At 45.6% G+C, this 23,141-nt stretch carries 16 protein-coding genes and 1 tRNA gene; 6 read left to right on the top strand and 11 right to left on the bottom strand.

All coding sequences use genetic code 11. The features are described 5' to 3' along the window. Nucleotides 1-212 precede the first annotated feature (212 nt). Nucleotides 213-1,208 (top strand): 23S rRNA (guanosine(2251)-2'-O)-methyltransferase RlmB, encoded by a 996-nt coding sequence (rlmB, locus tag GAVG_RS00320; RefSeq protein WP_009994507.1) that lies wholly within the window; start codon nucleotides 213-215, stop codon nucleotides 1,206-1,208. 32 nt (nucleotides 1,209-1,240) lie between these two features. Next, the gene (locus tag GAVG_RS00315) at nucleotides 1,241-2,950 is read left to right on the top strand and encodes a hypothetical protein (protein WP_009994508.1); all 1,710 of its coding nucleotides are present in this window, start codon (nucleotides 1,241-1,243) and stop codon (nucleotides 2,948-2,950) included. A 24-nt stretch (nucleotides 2,951-2,974) separates the two neighbouring features. Here the strand turns inward: GAVG_RS00315 and GAVG_RS00310 are convergent, their stop codons facing one another. Together GAVG_RS00310 and GAVG_RS00305 are read right to left on the bottom strand one after the other, a co-directional pair. Beyond that, nucleotides 2,975-3,685 carry a nitroreductase family protein gene (locus GAVG_RS00310; RefSeq protein ID WP_009994509.1) on the bottom strand — a complete coding sequence of 237 codons (711 nt, stop codon included), beginning with the start codon at nucleotides 3,683-3,685 and terminating at the stop codon, nucleotides 2,975-2,977. Nucleotides 3,686-3,694: 9 nt separating this feature from the next. Further along, the gene (locus GAVG_RS00305) at nucleotides 3,695-5,545 is read right to left on the bottom strand and encodes a S1C family serine protease (RefSeq protein WP_009994510.1); all 1,851 of its coding nucleotides are present in this window, start codon (nucleotides 5,543-5,545) and stop codon (nucleotides 3,695-3,697) included. A gap of 341 nt (nucleotides 5,546-5,886) precedes the next feature. Between GAVG_RS00305 and tgt the strand changes: the two genes are divergently transcribed. The 4 genes from tgt to GAVG_RS00285 all read left to right on the top strand — a co-directional run bounded on the left by tgt (nucleotide 5,887) and on the right by GAVG_RS00285 (nucleotide 11,600). Further along, nucleotides 5,887-7,212, top strand: a complete 1,326-nt coding sequence (gene tgt, locus GAVG_RS00300) for a tRNA guanosine(34) transglycosylase Tgt (protein ID WP_009994511.1) — start codon at nucleotides 5,887-5,889, stop codon at nucleotides 7,210-7,212. 631 nt (nucleotides 7,213-7,843) lie between these two features. Then, nucleotides 7,844-7,926: transfer RNA gene (locus tag GAVG_RS00295), tRNA-Leu, on the top strand. Nucleotides 7,927-8,095: 169 nt separating this feature from the next. Continuing rightward, entirely contained in the window at nucleotides 8,096-10,819 is a 2,724-nt protein-coding gene (locus GAVG_RS00290) for a sialidase family protein (protein WP_013399386.1), read from the top strand. Then, complete coding sequence (locus tag GAVG_RS00285; RefSeq protein ID WP_013399385.1) at nucleotides 10,803-11,600, top strand: FadR/GntR family transcriptional regulator; 798 nt, start codon at nucleotides 10,803-10,805, stop codon at nucleotides 11,598-11,600. Before GAVG_RS00290 ends, GAVG_RS00285 begins: the two co-directional genes overlap by 17 nt. Before the next feature lie 511 nt (nucleotides 11,601-12,111). On the opposite strand, the gene nagA is transcribed toward GAVG_RS00285, so the two are convergent. From nagA to GAVG_RS00240, 9 genes are all read right to left on the bottom strand, one after another. Further along, a complete protein-coding gene (nagA, locus tag GAVG_RS00280) occupies nucleotides 12,112-13,371 on the bottom strand; it encodes an N-acetylglucosamine-6-phosphate deacetylase (protein ID WP_009993835.1) in 1,260 nt (419 codons plus the stop codon). A gap of 75 nt (nucleotides 13,372-13,446) precedes the next feature. Beyond that, nucleotides 13,447-14,259, bottom strand: coding sequence for a glucosamine-6-phosphate deaminase (nagB, locus tag GAVG_RS00275; RefSeq protein ID WP_004116530.1), 813 nt, complete (start codon nucleotides 14,257-14,259; stop codon nucleotides 13,447-13,449). A 171-nt stretch (nucleotides 14,260-14,430) separates the two neighbouring features. Further along, nucleotides 14,431-15,390, bottom strand: a complete 960-nt coding sequence (locus GAVG_RS00270) for a dihydrodipicolinate synthase family protein (RefSeq protein WP_009993834.1) — start codon at nucleotides 15,388-15,390, stop codon at nucleotides 14,431-14,433. A 171-nt stretch (nucleotides 15,391-15,561) separates the two neighbouring features. Further along, nucleotides 15,562-16,422 (bottom strand): ABC transporter ATP-binding protein, encoded by an 861-nt coding sequence (locus GAVG_RS00265; RefSeq protein WP_004116524.1) that lies wholly within the window; start codon nucleotides 16,420-16,422, stop codon nucleotides 15,562-15,564. Then, nucleotides 16,419-18,443: a dipeptide/oligopeptide/nickel ABC transporter permease/ATP-binding protein gene (locus GAVG_RS00260; protein WP_009993832.1), complete on the bottom strand. Its 2,025-nt coding sequence runs from the start codon at nucleotides 18,441-18,443 to the stop codon at nucleotides 16,419-16,421. Before GAVG_RS00260 ends, GAVG_RS00265 begins: the two co-directional genes overlap by 4 nt. Nucleotide 18,444: 1 nt before the next feature. After that, nucleotides 18,445-19,350 carry an ABC transporter permease gene (locus GAVG_RS00255; protein ID WP_004113928.1) on the bottom strand — a complete coding sequence of 302 codons (906 nt, stop codon included), beginning with the start codon at nucleotides 19,348-19,350 and terminating at the stop codon, nucleotides 18,445-18,447. A gap of 198 nt (nucleotides 19,351-19,548) precedes the next feature. Continuing rightward, entirely contained in the window at nucleotides 19,549-21,114 is a 1,566-nt protein-coding gene (locus GAVG_RS00250; RefSeq protein ID WP_004116517.1) for an ABC transporter substrate-binding protein, read from the bottom strand. Nucleotides 21,115-21,403: 289 nt separating this feature from the next. Then, nucleotides 21,404-22,072, bottom strand: coding sequence for an N-acetylmannosamine-6-phosphate 2-epimerase (locus GAVG_RS00245; RefSeq protein WP_004113937.1), 669 nt, complete (start codon nucleotides 22,070-22,072; stop codon nucleotides 21,404-21,406). Nucleotides 22,073-22,134: 62 nt separating this feature from the next. Next, on the bottom strand, nucleotides 22,135-23,133 hold the full coding sequence (locus GAVG_RS00240; protein ID WP_009993557.1) for an ROK family protein: 999 nt from the start codon (nucleotides 23,131-23,133) through the stop codon (nucleotides 22,135-22,137). Between the last annotated feature and the right edge of the window lie 8 nt (nucleotides 23,134-23,141).

Raw genomic sequence — 23,141 nt, 5'->3', positions numbered from 1 at the left:
TTTCCCCCCTTGGGAGCGCCGCGGAGTAGTCAATAATCAAAATTTTTACGCAAAGTTGACTCAAAATCTTGATTATTGCGCGGTTGTGGATTATTGCAATAACAATAATTAAGTACCGTTCTATTATGCCACATAAAGCGCCAAATACTAATGCCTCGCTAATGCAGCACCAAAGCATCGTCAATGCCTCGGGGGCATGTGAAAATAAGAATATGGCTATGAAAAAAGGACCGACCAAGGGGTCGGGTGGAAAACATCGTAATGCATTGCGCGGCAAGGGACCTACTCCTAAAGCAGAGGACCGCGTGTATCATAAGGCTTATTTCGCTAAAAAGGCTGCGATTAAGCGCACATTTGCAGATCCGCGTTTGGCAGCTAGACGAAGAGTAGATAAGTTGGGCACAGATAGCGACGAGTTGGTAATTGGGCGAAATGCAGCTCTTGAAGCTTTGCGCGTAGGCGTTCCTAGCACGCAGCTTTATGTTGCAAATCGCATTGAGCACGACGATCGCACGCGCGAAATCGTTAAGCTTGCTGGCATGCAAGGCTTGCGGCTTTTGGAAGCGGATCGCTTGGAAATGGATCGCATTGCTCACAGCACCAATCATCAAGGCATTATATTAAAAGTGCAGCCTTATCAATATTATTCGCTGCAAGAGCTTGTTGATCGCGCAGAAAAGAAGTCTCGCGCTATGGAGGCGGCGGATTCTTCAGCCGCTCGCATTAACGCGCGCCCATTGTTTATAGCACTAGATGGCGTTACTGATCCGCAAAATCTTGGTGCTGTTATTCGATCCGCAGCAGCTTTTGGCGCAAATGGTGTAATCTTGCCTGAGCGCAGAAGCGCATCTGTTACAGCTGCCGCTTGGAAGGTTTCTGCAGGAGCTGCAGCACACTTGCCTGTTGCTCGCGTTGTGAATTTAAACAAGGCGATTCAAGGTTTGCGCGAACGCGGATGGTACGCGATTGGTCTTGACGGTGGCGGCGACAAGCTTGTTGGCGAAACTGGTTTTGAAACAGATCCGCTTGTCGTAGTTCTTGGAAGCGAAGGCAAGGGCATGAGTCGCCTAACGCGTGAAGCTTGCGATGCTATTGCTGGAATCCCAATCTCTAGCGCTGTTGAATCGCTTAACGCATCCGTTGCAGCTGGAATCAGCTTGTATGCTGTTGCTAACGCTCGTAGGCTTGCCGCCTTGAGTCAAAATTAGTAATTAGCATTGCGAATTAAGAATTAACACTCATGCGGATTTTTAAGCCACGCAATTTACAAGATTCACATAACGCGCGCACATTGGCTTTATTATTAGCTTTTGTTTTATACATTGCGATTATTGCAATCGTAATGTGTTTCCACGAACCTTGGTTTGACGAAGCTCAAAGCTGGCTGATTGCGCGCGACTCGTCGCTTGCAGACATTATTAGCGTTAGACCCCATTACGAGGGTCACCCTCCTTTTTGGAATCTTTTGCTTGCGATTGCAGCTAAAAATAGCGTTCCATACGAGTTTGGAATTAAGGGTATTCAACTGGTTTGCGCAAGCCTACTGGGTGCGTGGCTTATTTTTAAGTCGCCTTTTAAAAGCGCAAGCAGCCTTGCAACTTTTCTTATTCCGTTTACTTATTTTGCTTGCTTCCAGTACGGTGTTACATCGCGACCATACGCTTTGCTTTGCTTAAGCTTGCTAGTAGCGGCACATTATTGGAATAGTGCGGATTCTAAGACTTCTAGCGCTTGGAAACTTGCGATTAGTCTTATGTTTATGTGCTTGCTTAGCGTGTACGGGATTGCGTTTGCTGCAGGCTTTACAATTGCTTGGATTTGGCGAGTTTTTAGCAAGAATATTAGCAAAACTCTTAATTTTAGCTCCATTCTTCACGCGATTAAAGCAACAATCGCATCAAATTGGGCGCGACTTATATCTTGGGGATTAATCGCCATTTTTGGCGCTGCAAACCTTGCTCTTGCATGGCCAGCAAAAAACGCATTCGCCACTCGCGCAACGATTGATGGTAATTCAACAATCGCAAAATGCTTCGCTTTTATATTTGTAATGCCTTCCGAAAGCATGTTCACAAGCTTTTATGGCGATATTTCAATGCGAAGAATGCCTTTTGACTTTTTGCCAATCACAATATGCACGATTTTTAGTCTTGCGATTTGGGCATTTGCAATTAGAATCGCCAAGCGCAGAAAACTTCTTACAGTTCTTGTAATCCCTTATCTTGTCCTTACAATCGTAGCCGTTCGCTATTTTACGCTTCACCACGCAGGTCTAATCTTTGTGTTTTTGCTTAGTGTGCTTTGGATTAGTCACATAAAAGAGCCGCTTAGCAACAAGGATATTCCTGCGATTTTTGTTAAAGTTGCCCCTACTAAATTCAGATTTATAAAAAACAAAGCTTTTAAAATCAACCTACTAATATCAATAATTCTTGCACCAAGCCTAATTTGGAACGCGTTTGCTTGCGTAAACGACATTCTGTTTGACTATTCGCCTTCTAGAGCTGTAGCACAATACATATCTAGTAATCACTTGCAAAATAAGCGTTTTGTAGCATCTTGGCTCCATAACGACGAGCAGGTTGACGAAAGTGGAAAAGTTATTTCTCACGAAGAAAACGACACTCACCAATATTCGTGGCTTTTAATAGGCGCAAACCCTTATTTTTCTAAAAATCTTATAGATTGCGCTTACAAAAACAAGACTTTTATAACGAATGAAAGCCCTACTGCAAGCCAGCAAGCACAAGAGTTGACGGATTGTGCTGCAAAGGGCGAGCCAGAATTTTTTGTTAGCGAATCCAGCCAGCCGTGGTACTACTTCTTGGCTTTAAACTACAACATTTCGCATTACAATGCGCACGCTGTTTCCAACGTTAAAACGTCTTGGAAGGCTCTTGTTTGGGAAAGCACTGCCACTATTTACGAGCGCAAAGCACACATAAAATAGGCAAAAACGATTGTTTCGCAATCGCTAAAGCAGCTCAATCTTTGGATGCTCGGCTCTAAACTCGTTTGTGTGCGAATCGCTAGCATACCCAAGCGCAAATCCAGTTAAAAGCTCCATGTTTTCTGGAACATCAAACTCCGCGTCTAGCGGATCTCGCCAAGTAGCCAAAACTCCAAGCGGACAAGAGTCAACGCCTAAATCTTTAGCAGCAAGAAACAGCGTTTGTAGCATAAGACCTGCATCCATTGCAGCAAATGGCATAAAATCGCGTCTAGCTAAAACAAAGCCAATAACGGGTGCTCCAAAAGCTTCGAAATTTCTGCGCGTATGGGCGTTCCTGGCTGCAAAATCGTGCCTTTCGATTCCTAAATGCGAATATAACGCTAGACCGAGTTTAGCGCTTCGCTGCTTTAAATCGTCGGGGTACGGCTTTGCAACAGGAACGTCGCCATTAGGCGCTGACTCTTGAGCAAACTGAGCGCGCTCAGATTCGCTCAAACTCTTATCTTTGGCTTTAAGCATTGCATTGCACTTATCTAAATAAGCTTTCACAATGCAATCTTTTTTGCCACCTTGCGCAATCGCAAGCGCATAAGCTCTTGTGTTGCTCCAGCTTGGCGCAAGAGAAGCAGTGTGCAATATTGACTCTAAAACGTTTTGCTCAATCGGCTTATTCAAAAAGTCGCGTGCAGAAAACCGCTCCGATGCAAGTTGGCAAAAATCTTTGTAAGTCATACTATCAGTTTACCAGAAACCGAATGGGTCAAAAATGCCACCATCGTCAGAATCGTCGTCTCCGCCTCGAGGGAGCTGATCCAAAGGATCATCATCTCCATCTGAAGAATCGCCTCCATTGTTGTTCTGGCTCTTCTTATCGGAAGAATCAGGCTTTTTACTTCCGCGCTTCCTCAAGGATCGAGGGTCTTGACGAGTTGCGCCATTAACAGCAGCTTCTTCTTGGTTAAACTTGACTGTTAGATTGACAGTTCCGTTACCACGAACAACTGTTATTGTTGCCTTATCTCCCAAAGCGGTAGCGCGCACAAATCCCAAAAGCGAATAATTGCTTGTCACAGGCTTTCCATTAAACGCCACGATTGTATCTCCAGCACGCATTCCGCCTTTTGCTGCAGGAGCGCCAGGAGTTACAGACGCCACTTGAGCGCCGCCGCGCGTAATGTTATTTTGCGTTACGTTCACGCTTTTAACCATAATTCCAAGAGCAACGTGTTTTACAGAACCATTCTTAATAATCTCGTTTACTACGCGCTTAACAAGATTAGACGGAATAGCAAATCCAATTCCAATAGACCCTGCTGTGCCGCCTCTAGCAGAAGTTGCGGCAATAGAAGAATTAATACCGATTACTTTTCCAGCAGCATCAAAAGTTGGTCCGCCAGAATTACCAGGATTGATTGCAGCGTCAATTTGCACAGCATTTGTTACGATTTCCGAACGACTCTGATCATCCATAACGGAAACTGGGCGATTAAGCGCGGAAACAATGCCTGTTGTAGCAGTATCGTCGTAACCAAGAGGATTTCCAATTGCCATCACAGGTTCTCCAACAGCAAGAGCATCAGAATCAGCAAACTCAACTGGCTTTACGTTACTTGGTAAACCGTCTACTTTAAGCACAGCCAAATCGGTAGTTTTATCGGTTCCAACAAGCTTTGCCTTGTAAATCTGGCCATTAGATAGCGTTACTTGCAACTGTTGCATTCCAGCAATAACGTGATTGTTTGTAACAACATGACCTTGCTTGTCGATTATTGCCCCAGAGCCTTTGCTCATATTCTTGTCATTGCGCGCCTGAATAGACACAACGCCGCCAGAAACGTTTTTAGCAACCGAACGCCAATCTGGAGATTGACCACCTTTTACTACTGCTGTTCCTTTTGAAGATGATTGTGTGCCTACATCTGCAAGCGTTCCCGAACCTGGAATAGAAATTAGTCCTTGAGTGATAGCGAATGACATTACAACAACGCATACCACTGCAGAAATAATTGACGATACAATCGCCACTGTTATATTTGAGTTTTCTCTGGACTCTTTTCTAGCGCCACGCTTTTTGTACACTACATGTGGACCTTGATTTGGACCCTGATTTGGATTCTGATTTGAACCCTGATTTACGACCTGTACTTCGCCATGAACTGCATCATCCTGATTATCGCCAGCATCGCTATCAGCAGCATCGCCATCAGCAGCATCATCACTCAAATCATAAGGATTCCCAAATCTAGAATTTTTAATATTGCCGCTATAGGGATCACCATAAGGCAAGAATGGATTATCCAAATTGTCATCCGAACGCGCATAATCTCCGTTAACTGTGTTTCTTGACGATTCTTCACCATCATTAGCAGAAGAGTCGCCAGCAACCGTAGAGTTTGCAGAATTATTCTCATCGCTTCCGTCGCCAGTATTAACAGGACCATATGCACCATATTCCGGAGCAGGACGATAAATCTGAGGTTCACCCTGACTAGTCTGCTTAGTCTCCTCCGTCTGTGACTGTCCTTGTGAAGACTGCTCAGATTGCACTTCACTAGAATCATAGGCCTTAGAATCATAAATATCGTCAGCCATTAATCCTCCTTAAATCTTTTAACACAACATACTCTAATCTGATTACACGCATTCATACAAGTTAATATGAGATTTTTACGCGCTTTAATCTTTCTACACGCAAATAAAGCGTAAGTTAAAATCTAAGATTTAATTTTCTTACAATATGAGTTAAACGTTTTGCTCTTAAAATTACCTGAATATTTAGCCATATAATGCCGTATAAATACCATATAGTTACCGTATGAATACCGTAAAATTAGCTAGCGGTTTTTATAGAAAATACATAAACACGTAAAATTTAACGAACGGTTGCTGACGACTTTTCCGCGTACAATGCCACAACTTATGCGCATATCGTCATGCCTTCTAATAGAGTAAAAGGTATGACTAATCTTATTGAACACCCACGCGGAGCAGAGCCTGGTAAGCCTGGAGATCGCAATGAATTCTCGTTTACAACAAAAACGCGTTTGGAAAATACGGCGGACGGCAAGGGAAAAGATGGAGCTAGATACGGGCGTACAGGCGTGATTCGCACGCCTCACGGGGATATTCATACGCCTGCTTTTGTGCCTGTTGCAACTCAAGCCGCAATGAAGGCCGTGCTGCCAGAGTCAATAAAAGACTTGGGCGGCCAATGCATGCTTTCTAACGCATTCCACTTATATGAGCGCCCTGGTGAAGACATTTTAGACGAAGCTGGCGGTCTTGCAAAGTTTATGAACTGGGATGGCCCAACTTTTACGGATTCTGGCGGATTCCAAGTGCTTTCGCTTGGCGCTGGTTTTAAGAAAACTCTTGCAATGGACGTTACAGGCATGAAGTCCGACGATGTTATTGCAGAAGGTAAAGAGCGTATGGCATTCGTTGACGAGGATGGCGTAACGTTTAAGTCCCCTCTAAACGGCTCAATTCACCGATTTAGCGCAGAAATCTCAATGGGTATTCAACACAAGCTTGGCGCAGATATTATGTTTGCTTTCGATGAGCTTACAACTTTGATGAATACTCGTCGATATCAAGAAGAGTCCGTTGAGCGCACTTTCCGCTGGGCTAAGCGTTGTGTTGCCGAACACAAGCGATTAACCGAGGCGCGATTAGGAAAGCCGTATCAGGCGTTGTATGGCGTTGTTCAGGGAGCGAATTACGAGGATTTGCGTAGGCACGCGGCAGAGCAGATTGCTTCGCTCGACTTTGATGGCGTCGGAATTGGTGGAGCAATTGAAAAGCGCATTATTGGAGACACTTGCGCTTGGATCTGCGATGCTATGCCAGAAAATCGCCCTCGCCACGTGCTTGGAATTGCTGCAGTTGACGACATTTTTGCTTGCGTAGAAAACGGCGGAGATACGTTTGATTGCGTGGCGCCTGCGCGATGCGGCCGAAACGGCGCGATTTTTACTCGCCACGGACGATACAACGTAAAGCGCGCCGAATTTAAGCACGATCAGGGACCGCTTGAAGCTGGATGCGATTGCTACACTTGCACGCATTATTCGCGCATGTATGTTAGCCATTTACTGCGTGCTAAAGAGATGAACGGATACACGCTTGCTACGATTCACAACGAGCAATTCTTTGTTAAGCTTCTAGACGACATTCGCGCGTCGATTGACGGCGGATATTTTGAAGACTTCCGCGATGAATCGCTTGCGCACTACTACGAAAATGGCTCGCGCGGATAATTTCTCTGGAGTTACACAGTTTCCTACTTAACGTTGCGAGAGGGCTGGGTGTTTCTGCGTTCGCGCGGATTAGCCGCGCGAACGGTATTCTCTGTTTGCTGTTGCGCGAGGGCTGGGTAATTCTTGTCTCACAACGCTCTGCCTCTTACGTGTAGTCTGTTGTTGCGGTTGTTCCGATTTGGTTTTGATTTTGTTTTTGGGTTGAAGTTTGTTTGTAGTGGTTGATCATTTGGATTATTTGGTATCGGCTGCCGCTCTTATACTGTTCGACCAAGAATCACCCAGCCCTCTTACGTGTCTGAACAATTGCGTATCGCTTAATCACCGAGATTCTCGATTTTTCTTGCTGTTTCAGCGAATCACCATCGGAGGACTGCGAATCGACTTGCATGAGCGCTTAAAGCGTAGCGCGCGAATGCACTTCGATTCGCTGAGCCGCTTAGAGCAGAAGCATTGCTTCTGCGCGGCGAAGACGTTCGCGCGCTTAGACCGCGCGAACGAAACGCTTCATACGCTGCGAAAAATCTCGAATCTCTACCTTGCTGAGTGATGCCATTTGAGCAAATTGCATAAACACACTAGGTGTATATTTGCTAAAAGCGCGCAAATATGGTAGCTTTGTGGTCTGTATGCGAACGTGGCGGAATGGTAGACGCGCTGTCTTCAGGTGGCAGTGAGTGTATACTCGTGCGGGTTCAAGTCCCGCCGTTCGCACTCTTTAAGAACGTTGATTTTTCGACGTTCTTTTTTATTTTGTAGCATCATCTTACAACAGTTGCGCGTTTGCTTAAAAATATGTGATAGACTAAATAAGTAGATGTCGTAAGACGTCAGACGTGTTAAAACATAGTGGTTTTAATTTTTCTGGTCATGGAGGACTAAAATGGAACGTCGTTCAACGAAGACGACGAGCCTTATTGAAGATATCGCGGATATCAAAGGTTCGGAGCACACGCGATTCAACCATGCCACAATAAAAATTACACCATCTAGTGAAATCAAAAAATATAGCGAAAACGAATCGGGAATCAATCGCAAAGATAAAAACGAGGAAATAAATCAGAACGAAGGAATAATAGGGTTTAAATTTGTAGCAAATTCGGATTGTGATTTATTAGATATTAAGCCCGCGCAAAAGTCGGAAGCTTCTGCACAACAAGAGCACACAACTCCAATAATAAAAATAAGTATTAAAGAAGACGCTCCCCTGCTTAGTGCACAAAATCTTTTAGAAGATAGCGCCGACGCAAACGGTGCGAAAGAAATTGCACTACAAATGGAAGATGCGCTAGGCGCATGCGACGGGCGCGAACACGATTTTGCAATAACGTACGGAAGTTTTGGAAGCCGATTCTATTTAGACGGATACCAATGCTTTGCGAGCGCAACGAATCTTGGGCCGCAAAGAGTGAGCGGAAAAGCGGCCGAAGTGTGTGCAGCGCAGGCAGAATCTTCGCAAATCTACGACTTTTACTACTCAAGTCACTTGCCAAATCCAGAAGAAATCGCAAATTCGGCCACTCAAGCACAGCCAGACATATGGTTTGCAGGACCTACGATTTGTGCAAGAGACATAAAACGCGTATCTTGCAACTCAAGCGGAACTTTGCACATTCAATTTAGATTGCGCGGACCTGGCCAACATGGAGTGCTTTTTGCTGCTGGAACTGTTGGAACAAAAACTAATCTAGAATCTAGCGAAAAAATAAGCGTGTACGCAGGACCAGAAGGCATAAAAATCACGCTAATCGACAGCGAAACGTGCATAAAAAGCGTAATCGAAGCAGCCGCAAGCGTTGACGACGGCGAATGGCACGACTTGATTATTCGCGCAAATCGCGGAGCAATCGACATTTACGTAGACGGATACAGCGAGTCACACAATATAGGACAATTCTGGTTTGCAAATATACCAGAATTAAACGCAGTGAGTATAGGCGAAGACTTGCGCGGAGTGCGACTAATGGGCGAAGCTAGAACAGGCGGAATCTACTTTAGCGCACTAACCGAAGGACAAATCCAAAGAATATCAAGAGTAAAGCCGCTTGTAACAACCGCATTATTCGATACGGGATATGCGGGCTCTCGCAGCTACAGAATACCGTCTCTTGTAAAAACGCGCATGGGAACGCTAATCGCAGGAGCAGACCAGCGAACAAGCGTTTCAAACGACGCTCCAAACCACATAAACTTTGTGATTCGCAGATCCACAGATGGCGGAAAAACGTGGAAGCCTTTGCAAACCGTAATCAACATGCCTGGCAAAAACCTTGGAAAACTGGGCGCGAGCGCAATCGACTCCTGCCCTATTTTAGATCCAGCGGGAAAAAGCGAAAGAATTAACGTATTAATAGACCTTAATCCTAGCGGAATTGGGTTAACAAATTGCAAAACCGATGTAGGCGTTGACGAATGCGGAAGAATCAAGATGGAAGATCGCTTTGGCAGACACTACGCAGCATTGATGGATGGGAGCGCGGCCGTAAAACTGCCATGCGATTCTAGCGAAAAAGAATGCGCAACAAAGTGGCTAGTTTTCCCAGACGGAAGTATAAAAAATTGCGATTCGCACAATGACTTACGCAATAACTCGCACAGTAATCAAACTTGCGACAGTTCCACGTGGAACATATGGAAATCGCAAGAAATTGCAAGCGAAAGTCAGCCATTATTCGCCGAAAAAACGTGTTATATAGCGCAAATCTACTCGGACGACGACGGCAAAACGTGGAGCGCGACACGTCTAATCGATCACATGGTTAAGGAGCCATGGATGAGCTTCGCTGGAGTATGCCCAGGGAATGGAATTGTTATTAGACAAAGCGAGAAACATTACGGCAGAATACTTGTGCCATTCTATTGCAGCGGCAAAAGCAAATCGCACTATTCTTCGGGAGCGCTTATTTCGGACGACGACGGCAAAACATGGAGCCGAGGCAAAATGATTAACGAAGGACGATTAATCAACGGAAAAATCGTAGACCCTGCAACAATGCAAGACGACGATGCCACAAGCTCCGAAACTGTGTTTGTTGAACGCAAAAATGGCGACATTCTAGCTTTCTTCCGAAATCAAAATCGCTCGGGATGTGTAGGCAAAGCCATTAGTCACGATTGCGGAGAAACGTGGAGCGAGCTGATTTTTGACACAAGTTTGCCAGAAATATTCAGCCAGCCGAGCGCAACCTGTTTTAACAGCGAAAATGCAGACAACGCAGACTGTATAGCGTTTGCAAACGCAAGCCAAATGATGCCTTATCGCGGTCGCGGAGTTGTGAGGTTTAGCTACGACGGCGGAAAAACGTGGGCAAAAAGCGTGTGCATAAACCCATTCCACCACGTTTATCAATGCCTTAGCTCTAGCAATAAACGAACTTTGCAACTACTGTGGGAAAGAGAGACTACTGGAATTTATATAACAGCAATAGATTCCAATCTTTGGAAGCAGGATAATTTACAAATAGATTTTAAAAGCAATGCAAAAAGTTTAAACAATACAGACTTAGATTGTATAAAAAATAAAATAAACACAAGTGAAAAAATGAAAGATTTAGAAGAAGGAAGCCTTACGCGAACTGAAAGGAGCCAACATGGAAGAGACATTTAACAGCCATGAAGACGACGAGATGACAACACTAGATCGTTTATCTTTCTTACAGGCAAGCTCAAACTCAAACTCCGCTCCAATCACAGCTAGAAAACGCTGCGATGAAACAATGGATGCAATCAGGTCGCTCATATTAAGAGAACGCTTGCAGCCAAAAGATATGCTGCCAACAGAACCAATGCTTTGCAACTTGATTGGTGCATCAAGGTCATCGGTGCGCGAGGCGATTCGCAAGCTGGAAGCGCTTAATATTGTGGAAGTTAAGCAAGGAAAAGGCATGTTTGTTGGCTCATTATCGCTTGATCCAATGGTGGAAACACTCGCTTTTCGCTCCTTAATATCCATTAATAAGAATTTTGAAGATTTAAGCGATGTTGTAGAAATGCGAAAATTCCTAGACCTTGGATGCGCGGATAAGGTGGTTGAGTCACTTAAAGGAACGCAGCATCCAGAATTGGAGGCGCTTTCGGAAATAATGACTAAAGAAGCACATGCTGGAAAAACGTTCTTGGAACAAGACATTGCTTTCCACACTGGTATTTTGCGCGCGGTAAACAATACGATTGCAGAGCAATTCGTGCGATGCTTGTGGCTTGTGCATATGGCGGTTTTGCCACAATTGGGGTTGGAAGTTTCGGACGAGCTTGAAAAAACCGCTAGAGCGCACGAGCTTATGCTAAAAACGGCTATTGCGGGAGACGCAGATGGATATAGACAGGCGGTAAACGACCATTACGAGCCAATTCAGTCGATTTTGCTTAATAGACTGCATAAGCACTAAATCGCATAATTTTCTTACGAATCGACTTGCATGAGCGCTGTGACTTAGCTTGGTGTTGCGCGATTTTCCTATTTAGCGTTGCGCGAGGGCTGGGTGTTTCTTGTCTCACAACGCTCTGCCTATTACGTGTAGTCTGGTGTTGCGGTTGTTCCGTTTTGGCTTTTATTTTGTTTTTGGTTGAAGTTTGTTTGTAGTGGTTGATCATTTGGATTATTTGGTATCGGCTGCCGCTCTTATACTGTTCGACCAAGAATCACCCAGCCCTCTTACATTCTTGAACAATTGCGTATTGCTTAATCGCTGAGATTCTCGATTTTTCTTGCTACTTCAGCGAATCACCATCAAAGATGCTGAGGTTCGCTTCATTCGCTGCGAAAAATCTCGAATCTCTACCTAGCTTGGTGTGCATAAGATGAAAGAACCGCTCTAGTTTAGGGAGCGGTTCTTTCATCTTCAATGGTGATGCCTGAGTACTACAGCATCACGATTAATCGCAACGATACGCTTTACGTTACGAAATTTTATGACCGTCGCACCAAACGTGCTCAACTGCCAAAGTTCCTAGATTAAGCAAAAGCAAATCGGCTGCGTACCCCTTTTCAACTAAGCCCAAAGGAGCGCTAGTTATAGCATTCGGCTTATCTACTCCAAGTGCGCGGGCAGGAATAAGAGTTGCAGCCGCAATAGCTGCCGACAAACCAATGCCAAGTTCCTTAACAGCGCGCTCAACTGCCACTTCCAAGATCAGGGTAGATCCTGCAATAGCTCCATTAGAAACAAGCCTTGCGTGACCGTCTGTAACAGTAACGTCTAGAGCACCAAGCTTGTAAGCACCATCCGCACAACCTGTTGCAGCCATAGCATCCGTTACAAACGCAATGCGATTAGGAGCAGCATCAAAAGCCATTCGCAAAACTGGGTTTTCAACGTGGAAACCATCGTTAATAAGCTCAATAGTTACGCGTGAATCCTCCAAAGCAGCAGGAATTGGACCTGGCTTACGGTGATGAATGCCGTTCATAGCGTTAAACATGTGAGTCATAAGCGTAGAGCCAGCATTAAAAGCCGCGCGCGCGGTTTTATAATCTGCATCACAATGCCCCACTGCTGGGATCACGCCAGCTTCTACAAAACGCTTAATCGCTTCCATGCCGTGTTCTCGCTCTGGAGCCAAAGTAATTTGGCGCAAAGTTCCATCTGCCGCCTCAAGCAACGCCTCAACGCGCTCTGGAGTAGGGTCCACTAGGCAATTAGGGTCGTGCGCGCCTTTTCTAGACAACGCCAAGAACGGACCCTCTAAATGCGACCCAAGCACATCTGGGCGCGTTTGCATAACACGCTTAACAGTACGCAAATTCTCTTGCATTACGTCAAGAGGGTTTGTAATCAAGCTAAGAACTTGCCTAGTTGTTCCATGAAGCATGTGATACGCGCGCGCTATAGCAATACCTTCGGCACCATCGTCAAACGAATGCTCCCAGGCTCCATGAGCGTGCAGATCAATATACCCTGGCGTAGCAAAACAGCCACGCCCATCCACAACACTTAAATCAGATGCGCTTAAGCCGCGAGTGCTAATAGCTAAAGCAAGGTCTTCGTCTAAAATGCCAGTCTCTAGAATTACGCCGTCACTAACCAAAATCCACGAATTGGGTACAATTCCTCGAGCGTCTACAACGTTCACGTTGCGCACTACAAAATTGCGCTCTTCGTTTGATTTTAGTGAATCATCAATCTTCTTTACGGCATCTAAATACACATCTTTTGACATTTCATTCACCTATGCTTGTGCTTATTTGATATCTTATTATCTTAAATTTATTATCTTAAATTTCAGACTTGTGTATCAGATCCCCTGCCAAGATGGCTTATTTGCATACACCCAACGATAGTAGTCAGCAAGCTTAAGTTTGCTTGCAGCAGCCTCATCTATAATCACTGTTGCATGAGGATGCATTTGAAGCGCAGAAGCCGGGCATAGCGAGCTTACTCCACCTTCTACTGTTGCAGCTACCGCATCTGCCTTATTTTCACCAAACGCAAGAAGCACGAGATGACGAGCGCGCAAAATCGTTCCAATTCCTTGTGTTATGCAGTGAGTTGGAACTTGGTTAATATCTCCGTCGAAGAATCTGCGGTTGTCTACGCGAGTCTGCTCGGTTAGTGTTTTAACGCGAGTACCAGATGCAAGAGAAGATCCTGGCTCGTTGAATCCAACGTGACCGTCGGAGCCAATTCCCAGAATCTGCACGTCAATCCCACCAGCGGCAGCAATAGCAGCGTCGTAGTCTGCTCCAGCGTGCGCAATCTTATCACCTTCGCTTAATGGTGCTCCATTAAGAACATCTCCTGGAACGTGCACTAAATCTGGGTTTAAGCCGATTAAATCGGTTACGGTTCTGCGGATTGTGCTGTGGTAAGATTGTTCGTGCTCTAATGGCAATCCAATGTATTCGTCAAGCGCAAATCCACGTACGCGGCTCACGTCAACATTCTTGTCTTTTACAAGCTTTGCAAGATGCTCGTAGGCTTTTAATGGGCTTGATCCTGTTGCCAACCCTAGTACTGCGTCTGGCTTGCGACTAATCAAATCTACAACAGATTCGGCGTATAGCTCGCCTGCCTCATCCTGATCTTTTACAATAATAACTTCAGCCATCTTTAGCTTCTCCTTTAAAGCTTTGGTGATTTTTGATTCTGCAAATACTCCAAGCAAATATTAGCATTGCGGCATACGTTTAAACGTACGCCGCAATACCATTTATTTACTATGCACCATGAATAAACGATTTTGTTTAAATTATTTGCTTAAATTATCTGATAAAAATACTCACTTAGTAGAAGCGCTTACTTCTTCTGGGGTCTTTGCCAAAGTCAAGCCAACTTCCTTAAGAACGCGAGCCACGGCTTCAACATTTTCTCCCTTAAGTGGGCAAACTGGGTCTGGCATCTGATTTGTGTCAAACACGCCAAGCAACGCCATTGCGGTCTTAAATGCTCCAACTCCTGCGCCGAAGCCTGCCACTCCGCTAGGAACAGTAACGATTCGCATCAAAGCAGCAAGCCAATCCTGCTCCTTCTTAACTGTTGCCCAATCGCCAGCCTGAGCAGCCTTCCACATGCGCACGTAGCCAGTTGCCTCAACGTTTGCAAGTCCTGGAACAGAACCGTCCGCGCCAGCCATGTATGCGCCGTCAACAACAACCTCTTGACCCGTAAGCAAAGTCAATGGGTGACCAGCCTTATTGTTGTCGTCTACAAGGAACCTGAACGACACGTCATCGTTGGAAGAATCCTTAACGCCTGCAAGTACGCCATCTTTACCAAGCTTTACAAGCAAAGCGCCTGGTAGCTTTGTGTGTACGCAAACTGGAATATCGTAAGCGAACAGTGGCAAATCTGGAACAGCTTCGTGAATAAGACGGAAGTGGCGCTCAACTTCTGCCATGCCGCCGAGTGCGTAGAATGGCGCTGTTGCAACGATTGCAGCAGCTCCAAGCTCCTTAGCTTCTTTTGCATGCTCAATAACACGGTCTGTTTCCGTATCGATGCACCCAACCAACACTGGCACGCGACCATCAACAATGCGCATTACGGTTTCAATGATTTCACGACGGCGCTTATCTGTGCTAAACGCAACTTCGCCAGAAGATCCAAGCGTAAACAGGCCGTCTACGCCTGCTTCAATCATTCGGTTAAGCGAACGCTCAAAGCTAACAACGTCTACTTCGCCGTCTGCCGTTAATGGCGTAACTACTGGTGGAATAACGCCGTGGAATTTTTCTGCCATGATTAAACTTCTTTCGTATTTTTTATTATTTATGACTTATTGATTTATGACTTATGACTTTAGATTTTGCAATTAATGGGCGGCCTGCATGGATTTACTGCAAGGTCTTAACAGACCGCCCTCGCATTCAAGCTAGCGACTAACGACTAGCGCTTGCTCGCACTGCTTGCACTACTTGCACTCTTCTTCCGTTGGGTGCAACAGCGAAGGCGCCGCGCCCATCAAAATCTTTGTGTACTCATCTTGCGGATTGTTAATCACCTGGTGAGTTTCGCCACGCTCAACAATCGTTCCATGATTCATAACAACAACCTCGTCGGATATGTATCTAATTGTTTGAATATCGTGGCTAATAAACACCATGGAAAGATTCAGCTTCTTCTTTAAGTCGGAAAGAAGATTCAAAATCTGAGCACGCACAGAAACATCCAAAGCGGAAGTTGGCTCATCTGCGATTATTGCATCTGGGTTAAGCGAAAGCGCACGAGCGATTGCCACGCGCTGACGCTGGCCGCCAGAAAGCTGACCTGGCAAAGCGCCAAGAACAGAGTGAGGCAAACCAACCATTCGTATTAGTTCCTTGGCTCTAGCATCGCGCTCAGCTTTGCTTCCAATCTTGTGCACAACAAGCGGGTCAATCAACTGGTCAATCACACTCATGCGCGCATTCAAAGCCATTGCTGGATCCTGGAACACAACGGAAACCACGCGTCCAATATCCATGCGCTCTTTTGCAGTTCTATGCGTAACGTCTTGACCTTTAAACAAAACCTTGCCGCTTGTAACTTGCTGAAGACCGCACATAATGTTTGCAGTAGTAGACTTTCCGCAACCAGATTCGCCAACAATACCAATCGTCTTGCCTGGCATAAGCTTAAGATTCACCTTGTTTACGGCTGTAATCTTGTTCTTGTGGAATAAGCCAGATCCTGCTCGAGTAGTGAACACCACTTCGGCGTCGCGCAACTCGATGATTGGAACATCGCCATTTTCGCTTTGAGTTTTGTTTGTTTCGTTAACATTCATGTTCATCGCACATCTCCTTTATCGGAGTTGGTCAAAATTGCGGAAGGCACATCCGATTCTGGCTCTGGAGGCGCAGCGTAGAAGTGCCACGTTCCTGGAATGCGCTTCATTACTGGGCGCACGTCAAGTCCTTGATCTGGATGAGAAGAACGCGGTGCGAATCGATCTCCCTTAGGGAAGTCGGATGGGCTTGGAACAGTTCCTGGAACCTGATGCAATCTTGGAGCACCAGCCTCAATGGAGGTTACGGAGCCAAGCAAGCCGCGCGTGTACTCATGATGCGGATCGGTGAGAATTTCCTTAGTGGAGCCTTGCTCAACAACCTGACCTGCGTACATTACGGTAATCGAGTGCGCAACCTTAGCAACAAGAGCCAAATCGTGGCTTACAAACACCATTGCGAATCCAAGCTTTTCGCGCAATTCGTTAAGAAGGTCAATCACTTGCTTTTGAACAGTAACATCCAAAGCGGTTGTTGGCTCATCTGCGATTATCAACTTTGGATCTCGCGTAAGTGCCATTGCAATCAACACGCGTTGACGCTGACCACCAGAAAGCTCGTGTGGGTAGGATTCAAGCGTGCGCTTTGGATCCAAGCCTACAAGCTCCAATAACTCTTCGGCGCTACGAGTTCCACCTCTAGAAGTTAGCTGCTTCATCTGCGCTTTAATCAGCATTGATGGGTTTAAGGAAGACAACGCGTCTTGGTATACCATTGCGATTTCGTGTCCGCGCAAAGCATTGTGCTCCTTTGGGCTAAGCTTTACAAGATCCTTGCCATTAAAGAGGATTTGTCCGCTAATCTTAGCTTTTGGATCGAGCAAGCCCATAATCGCAAGCGAAGTGATTGACTTACCGCAACCAGATTCGCCAACCAAGCCCATCGTTTCGCCTGGACGAACAGAGAAGCTCAAGTGATCTACAACATTTACGCTGCCGTAGCGTGGGAACTGAATGCACAAGTCTTTAACTTCAATAACTGGAGGCTCAGTAGACGTTGGCTGCAAGCGATCCGTGCGCTTTAACTCAGCCTCGCGAAGCTTTGCCAAAGACTCAACCAAAGCGTCGTGCTGCTCCTTGTAAGCTGCCACTGGGTCGGTGAGAATCCTATCTTCCTTGCGAGCTGCATCCGCATCTGCAGCGCTCTTAGCTACTGGAGCAGTTGGAGCAGCAACCATTGCGTCCGTAATGCCTTCAGAAAGAATGTTTAGGCACAAAACAGTAATCATGATTGCTAAGCCTGGGAACAATGCCTGCCACCAGTATCCGAAGATAACGCCTGCTTTAGCGGAAGACAAAATGTTGCCCCATGTTGGCGTTGGCTCTGGAATACCAGCGTTGATGAAGCTAAGAGAAGCTTCGAACACGATTGCGTCTGCAACAGAAAGCGTTGTGAACACCATAACTGGAGCTGCAATATTACGCGTTACGTGCTTGAGTAAAATCCAAGGTGCGCGAGCACCAGAAACGATTACTGCACGAACGTAGTCTTTTCCATATTCGCTTATTATGTTTGCTCGCACAATTCTTGCGATTTGTGGAACGTAAAGCACACCAATGGAAATGATGATACCAATCATGGATTGTCCAAGAATTGCAAGGCATACAGCCGCTAATGCAATTCCTGGGATTGACATTACTATATCAATCAATCGCATTATAAGCTCAGATATCCAAGTGCGGCTTACAGCTGCGATTGCGCCGATTATTGCGCCCATTATCAAAGCAAAGATAACAGACGACAAGCCAATTACGAGCGAGTAGCGAGCGCCATACATAACGCGCGAGAACACGTCTCTACCAAGGTTATCGGTACCAAACCAGTGCGCTCCTGTTGGCGGCTGATAGTTTTGCGTAATCTTTACTGGGTCGCATGGAGCTAGGAATCGCGCGAATACTGCGCAGAATGCCAGTATTGCAATCACAATAAGCGATATTTTAGAACCTAAGCTCATGCTTTTAAATCTGTTAAATTTGATACCTGGCTTAGATGCGGCATCTACTACCTGATTCTTTCCGAATAGCATGTCACACCGTCCTAATTCTTGGGTTGATTAACACGTAAAGCAAATCAACAATAATGTTTATGAAGATGAATGCAATTGCAACAACCAAAACAACACCTTGAACAAGCATTGGTTGGTTGCCATTAATGCCGTCGAACATTGCAGTGCCCATTCCTGGGAGTGCAAAAATAACTTCGATAACGATTGCACCACCCATAAGGTAACCAATCTTCATACCAAGAGTCGTGATTGGTGTAATCAGAGCGTTGCGGAACACGTTTCTAGCAACCACCACACTCTTTGGAATACCTGCGCCGATTGCGGTTCGCACATAATCCTTATCCAATTCTTCTACCATCGAGGTTCGTATGATTCGCGTAAGTTGACCTGCTACTGGGAGACCTAATGCAAAGCAAGGCATTGCCATTCTAGCGATGTAAGCTTCTGGATCTTCAAAGAACGGCACAAAATCGCCAGATCCTGGGAGCCATGCAAGCTTGATTTGCAAGACGTAAATCAAAAGAACGCCGAGCCAGAAGGATGGAGTTGCGATTGCAATAATCGAAAGCACGCGGACTGTTTGGTCAACCCAAGTGTCGCGGTAAAGAGCTGCAAAAACGCCGAAGATTACTGCAAAGATTATTGCTATCAACAAACCAATGAAGGTTAGCTGCAAGGTGATTGGGAAGGCATCTGCCACTCTCTGAGCTACAGAATCCTTGTTTACGCCGTAAACACCCATGTTTCCTTGGAATAGTCCAACTATGTAAGATCCAAACTGCTCCCACCACGGACGATCGTAACCCATTTCATGGCGGAATGCGGCAAGTGCTGCTGGCGATGAGTTTTCACCTAATGCTGCAACTGCTGGATCATATTTTGAAAATGACATAAGGAAGAATACGAGGAACGTAACACCGAATGCCATGAATGGCAGTGCGATTAATCGCCTACCTAAAAGTCTAAGAAAATTACTCATAAGACATCCACACATCCATTGAAGAAATTTGTTATTAAGGCATAACAAAACCGGCCCATCTGCACAAAGGCGAGAAAGGTAAACAGCCGGGCCGGTTTTGCGGTTAGAGGTTAGGGAAAATGAAGTTTGTTATTTTTTAGCTTGCACCTACTTTGTTAGCTTTGCTTTTACAAGGTTGATGCCAGTGGAGCCGATTGCGTTCCACTCAGCCAATGCGCCCTTCTTTACAGCAGTCGTAGTCTTACGATGGAAGAGTGGGTACAGAGGAACTTCGTCGCTAATTAAATCGAAGCACTGGTTCCAATACTTCTGGCGATCTGCTGGCTTGGACGCTTCAAGAGCTTCATCCATAAGCTTGTGGAGCTTTGCGTATCCTTCGGAGTTCTTCCAGAACGTGCGCTGACGAGTCCAAGCATTGTCGCCGTACCACCAGCTCATAAGCAAATCTGGATCGTTGCCGAACACAGATGGGTCGCCTGGAGCAAGAACCATGGAGTAGTTTGCGTCGTCGCGGTCGGTAATCTGTGGGTAGAGAGCAGAAGACTTCATGGACTTGATTTCTACATCCATACCAATCTCCGCAAGATCGTTCTTGATTTGTGGAGCAAGCTGAGTAATCCAAGTGTGGTCTGTTGTGTAAAGAGTGAACTTTAGTGGACCGCTTACACCAGCTTCCTTAAGCAAGCTCTTTGCCTTAGCAATGTTCTTGGTGTAAACGTTCTTTGCCTTGTGGTAGTTTGCATAGTTCTTTGGCAAGAAGCTTGTTGCTGGCTCGCCCTGACCGCTCATTTGGTTGGTGATGAGCTTGTTCACATCAATCGCGTAGAGAGCTGCTTGGCGAACTCGCTTATCATCAAATGGCTTTTGCTTTGTGTTGAACATAACGAATGGAAGCGTGAAGCCCTGTGCGGTCTTAAGCTCGGAACCAGACGCCTTCAAAGTGTTGAATGCTTGTGCTGGAACCATTTCCATTACGTCTGTCTTTCCACCTTGCATTGCTGTTACGCGAGCAGTATCGTCAACGGTTACGTTCCAAACCATCTTCTTGGTCTGTGCCTTGTACTTGCCGTTATAAAGATCGTTGCGCTCAAACTTTACTTGGTTATCTGTAATGGACACATACTTCCATGGACCAGAGCCGATTGGCATGTTCTTAAGATCTGCGTCAGACTTTGCTGTTGGAACAATCTGGATTAAAGCAAGACGCTGCTTGAACAGTGGGAATGCTTTCTTTAGCTTGAAGATTACATGACGATTGTCTTTTGCTTCAACTGAATCAATAAAGTCGAGCATAGATATATAGAGGCTGCCTTTTGCAGTTGTGCGCTTGAAGGAAGATACTACGTCTCCTGCTGTTACTTCAGTTCCATCAGAGAACTTTGCAGCATCGCGAATTGTTACCTCATATTCGGTGTCGGAAATCTTCTTTGGCTCACCTTTTGCAAGAGCATTGAAGACTTTAAAATTGCTGTAATCAAGAGCATAGAGCGGCTCTGTCACATGCCAGTTTGCTGCCATTGGCAATGCGCCCGAAGTAGTGGATGGCGCAAAGTCACGGCTTGCGTATGCGACTTGAGCTGTGATTGTATCTTTAACAGCAGTCTTTGCTTTTGCTGCCTTGTGGGATTTTGCTCCACCACAGCCAGAAAGCATCATTAATGCGGCTACACCTGCAGCGATTACCGCGGTTAGCTTTGAGTTAATTCGTGCCATATTTTCTCCTCACCATTGAGTTGTTTTCTTCGCATTTCATCCTCGAATGCGAAAACGTTTTAAATTATAGCGCGTGCGTTATTTTCGCGTTACTTTAAACATAAGAGGTCTGATGTCTGATGTCAAGTTATAAGTGTGTCGAATTTGTGAAAATTTTGATTTAATTTTTGAAGTCATTAAATTAGCACAAAATCGCACAAAATCAACACACATATAATCAATACTTTTATTTATTTGTTTACTTTATCCAGTACGGTTACTGGCGACCAATCCGCCTACAATGCACCGCCTACAACTTTGCCGCAAACCAGCGCGTAATCGACGTTGGATGTGTAATTGCAGTTCCAACCACCGCAGCCCAAGCTCCCATTTGCATAACCTTATGCAACTGATCAGGAGTGTGGATACGACCTTCGCAAATAATCGGATAGTTTGGGAAAGCTTGCAAAATCTGACCTAAAAGCTCAAAATCAGGACCATCAGTCTTTGGCCTTCCGGGAGAAGTGCCAGCCAAAGTGGTAGATATAATATCTGTTCCACAATCCGCCGCGCGCTTAGCGTCATCAAAGTTTCCGCAATCAGCCATAACCACTATGCCTTCGTCATGCAAAGCGCGAACAGTTTGCTCGTAAGTCAAACCATCTGGACGCGGTCTATCCGTAGCATCAATCGCAATAATATCTGCCCCAGCAGCAGCACAGCAGCGTGCATGGCGCAAAGTTGGCGTAATATAAACTCCTTCATGACCGTCTTTCCAGATTCCGATTACAGGCACATCTACCTGCCCTTTAATCGCTGAAATATCCGACAATCCTTGGCATCTAATGCCAACAGCTCCGCCTTCTACAGCAGCCATTGCCATTTGTGCCATTGTTTCTGGGTGTCTTAGCGGCTCTCCAGGATAAGCTTGGCAGCTAACCACTAGGCCGCCCTTGATTTTTTCAATCACAGGATTCATATAGATTCCTCCTTTTTCAAAATATGACTAAACTAAACAAAATTAAGCGCAATAAAACGCGATTAAACGCGATTTGAGTGAACAGCCCAAGCAGCACCAATCAAAGGAGCAGATCCTCCGAGTTGACCCTTTAAAATTGGCGTATTCTTAATCAATGTCAAAGCAGAATCTTCAAATCCGCTTCGCATAGCATTCCACCAAATATCGCCAGCTTCTACAACAGACCCAGAAAGCACAATCACATCTGGATCTATAAGATTCGCCATTCCAGCTACGCACTCTCCCAAGGCCTTGCCGCTTCTAGCAAGCGTTTCTTTGGCGTGCGCATCCTGCCCAGAATTTGCGCGCACACAAATCTCATAGCCGTTTTGCGCAAGCTCGGCGCCTTGTGGAAGATTGCTATTGTAAAGAGTGGCAAGCCCCGTTCCCGAAGCCACTGGCTCAATGTGGCCCGCATGTGCTCCGCAAGAGCAGTCAAAACCTACTCCCAAGTCACTAACAACGTGACCCGCATGCCCAGCAACTCCGTGCGCTCCTGTAAACAGCTTACCGTTTATAATAATCGCCCCACCAATTCCAGTGCCTATGCCAACAGAAAATACAATCGACTTTCCGCGACCCGCGCCGTAAATTGCTTCGCCTAAACCATGTCCACCAACATCGCCAATCATATAAACTGGCAAGTCAGTTACGCTCTTAAATGCGTCATAAATTCGCTGCCCTCGCCAACCTGGCAGAATGTCTGTAGCAGCTACAATTTCGCCAGTTTTACTATTTGGCACTCCCGCAGCCGCTATTCCAATTCCGCTAATAGTTTTGCCATTTTTCTGCGCTTCTTCTATGATTTGCGACGCTTTTTCCACTAAGCGATTCTTTATACTTTCTCCACCTTTTGCAGCTTCTGTTAGCATTGAACCATGCTCTTGCACTGTTGGAGATACGTAATCTGCATTTTCTTGGCGAATATTAGAATCTGGCAAAGTCACCAATCCATAGGCGATTTTTGTTCCGCCTATGTCAAAAGCAAGATATGTAGGGCGAGAATCTTTTGTTTCATTCATAAGTAGTT

Source organism: Gardnerella vaginalis ATCC 14018 = JCM 11026, assembly GCF_001042655.1.
Taxonomy (GTDB): Bacteria; Actinomycetota; Actinomycetes; order Actinomycetales; family Bifidobacteriaceae; genus Bifidobacterium; species Bifidobacterium vaginale.
This window is presented reverse-complemented; position numbering and strand designations above follow the sequence as displayed.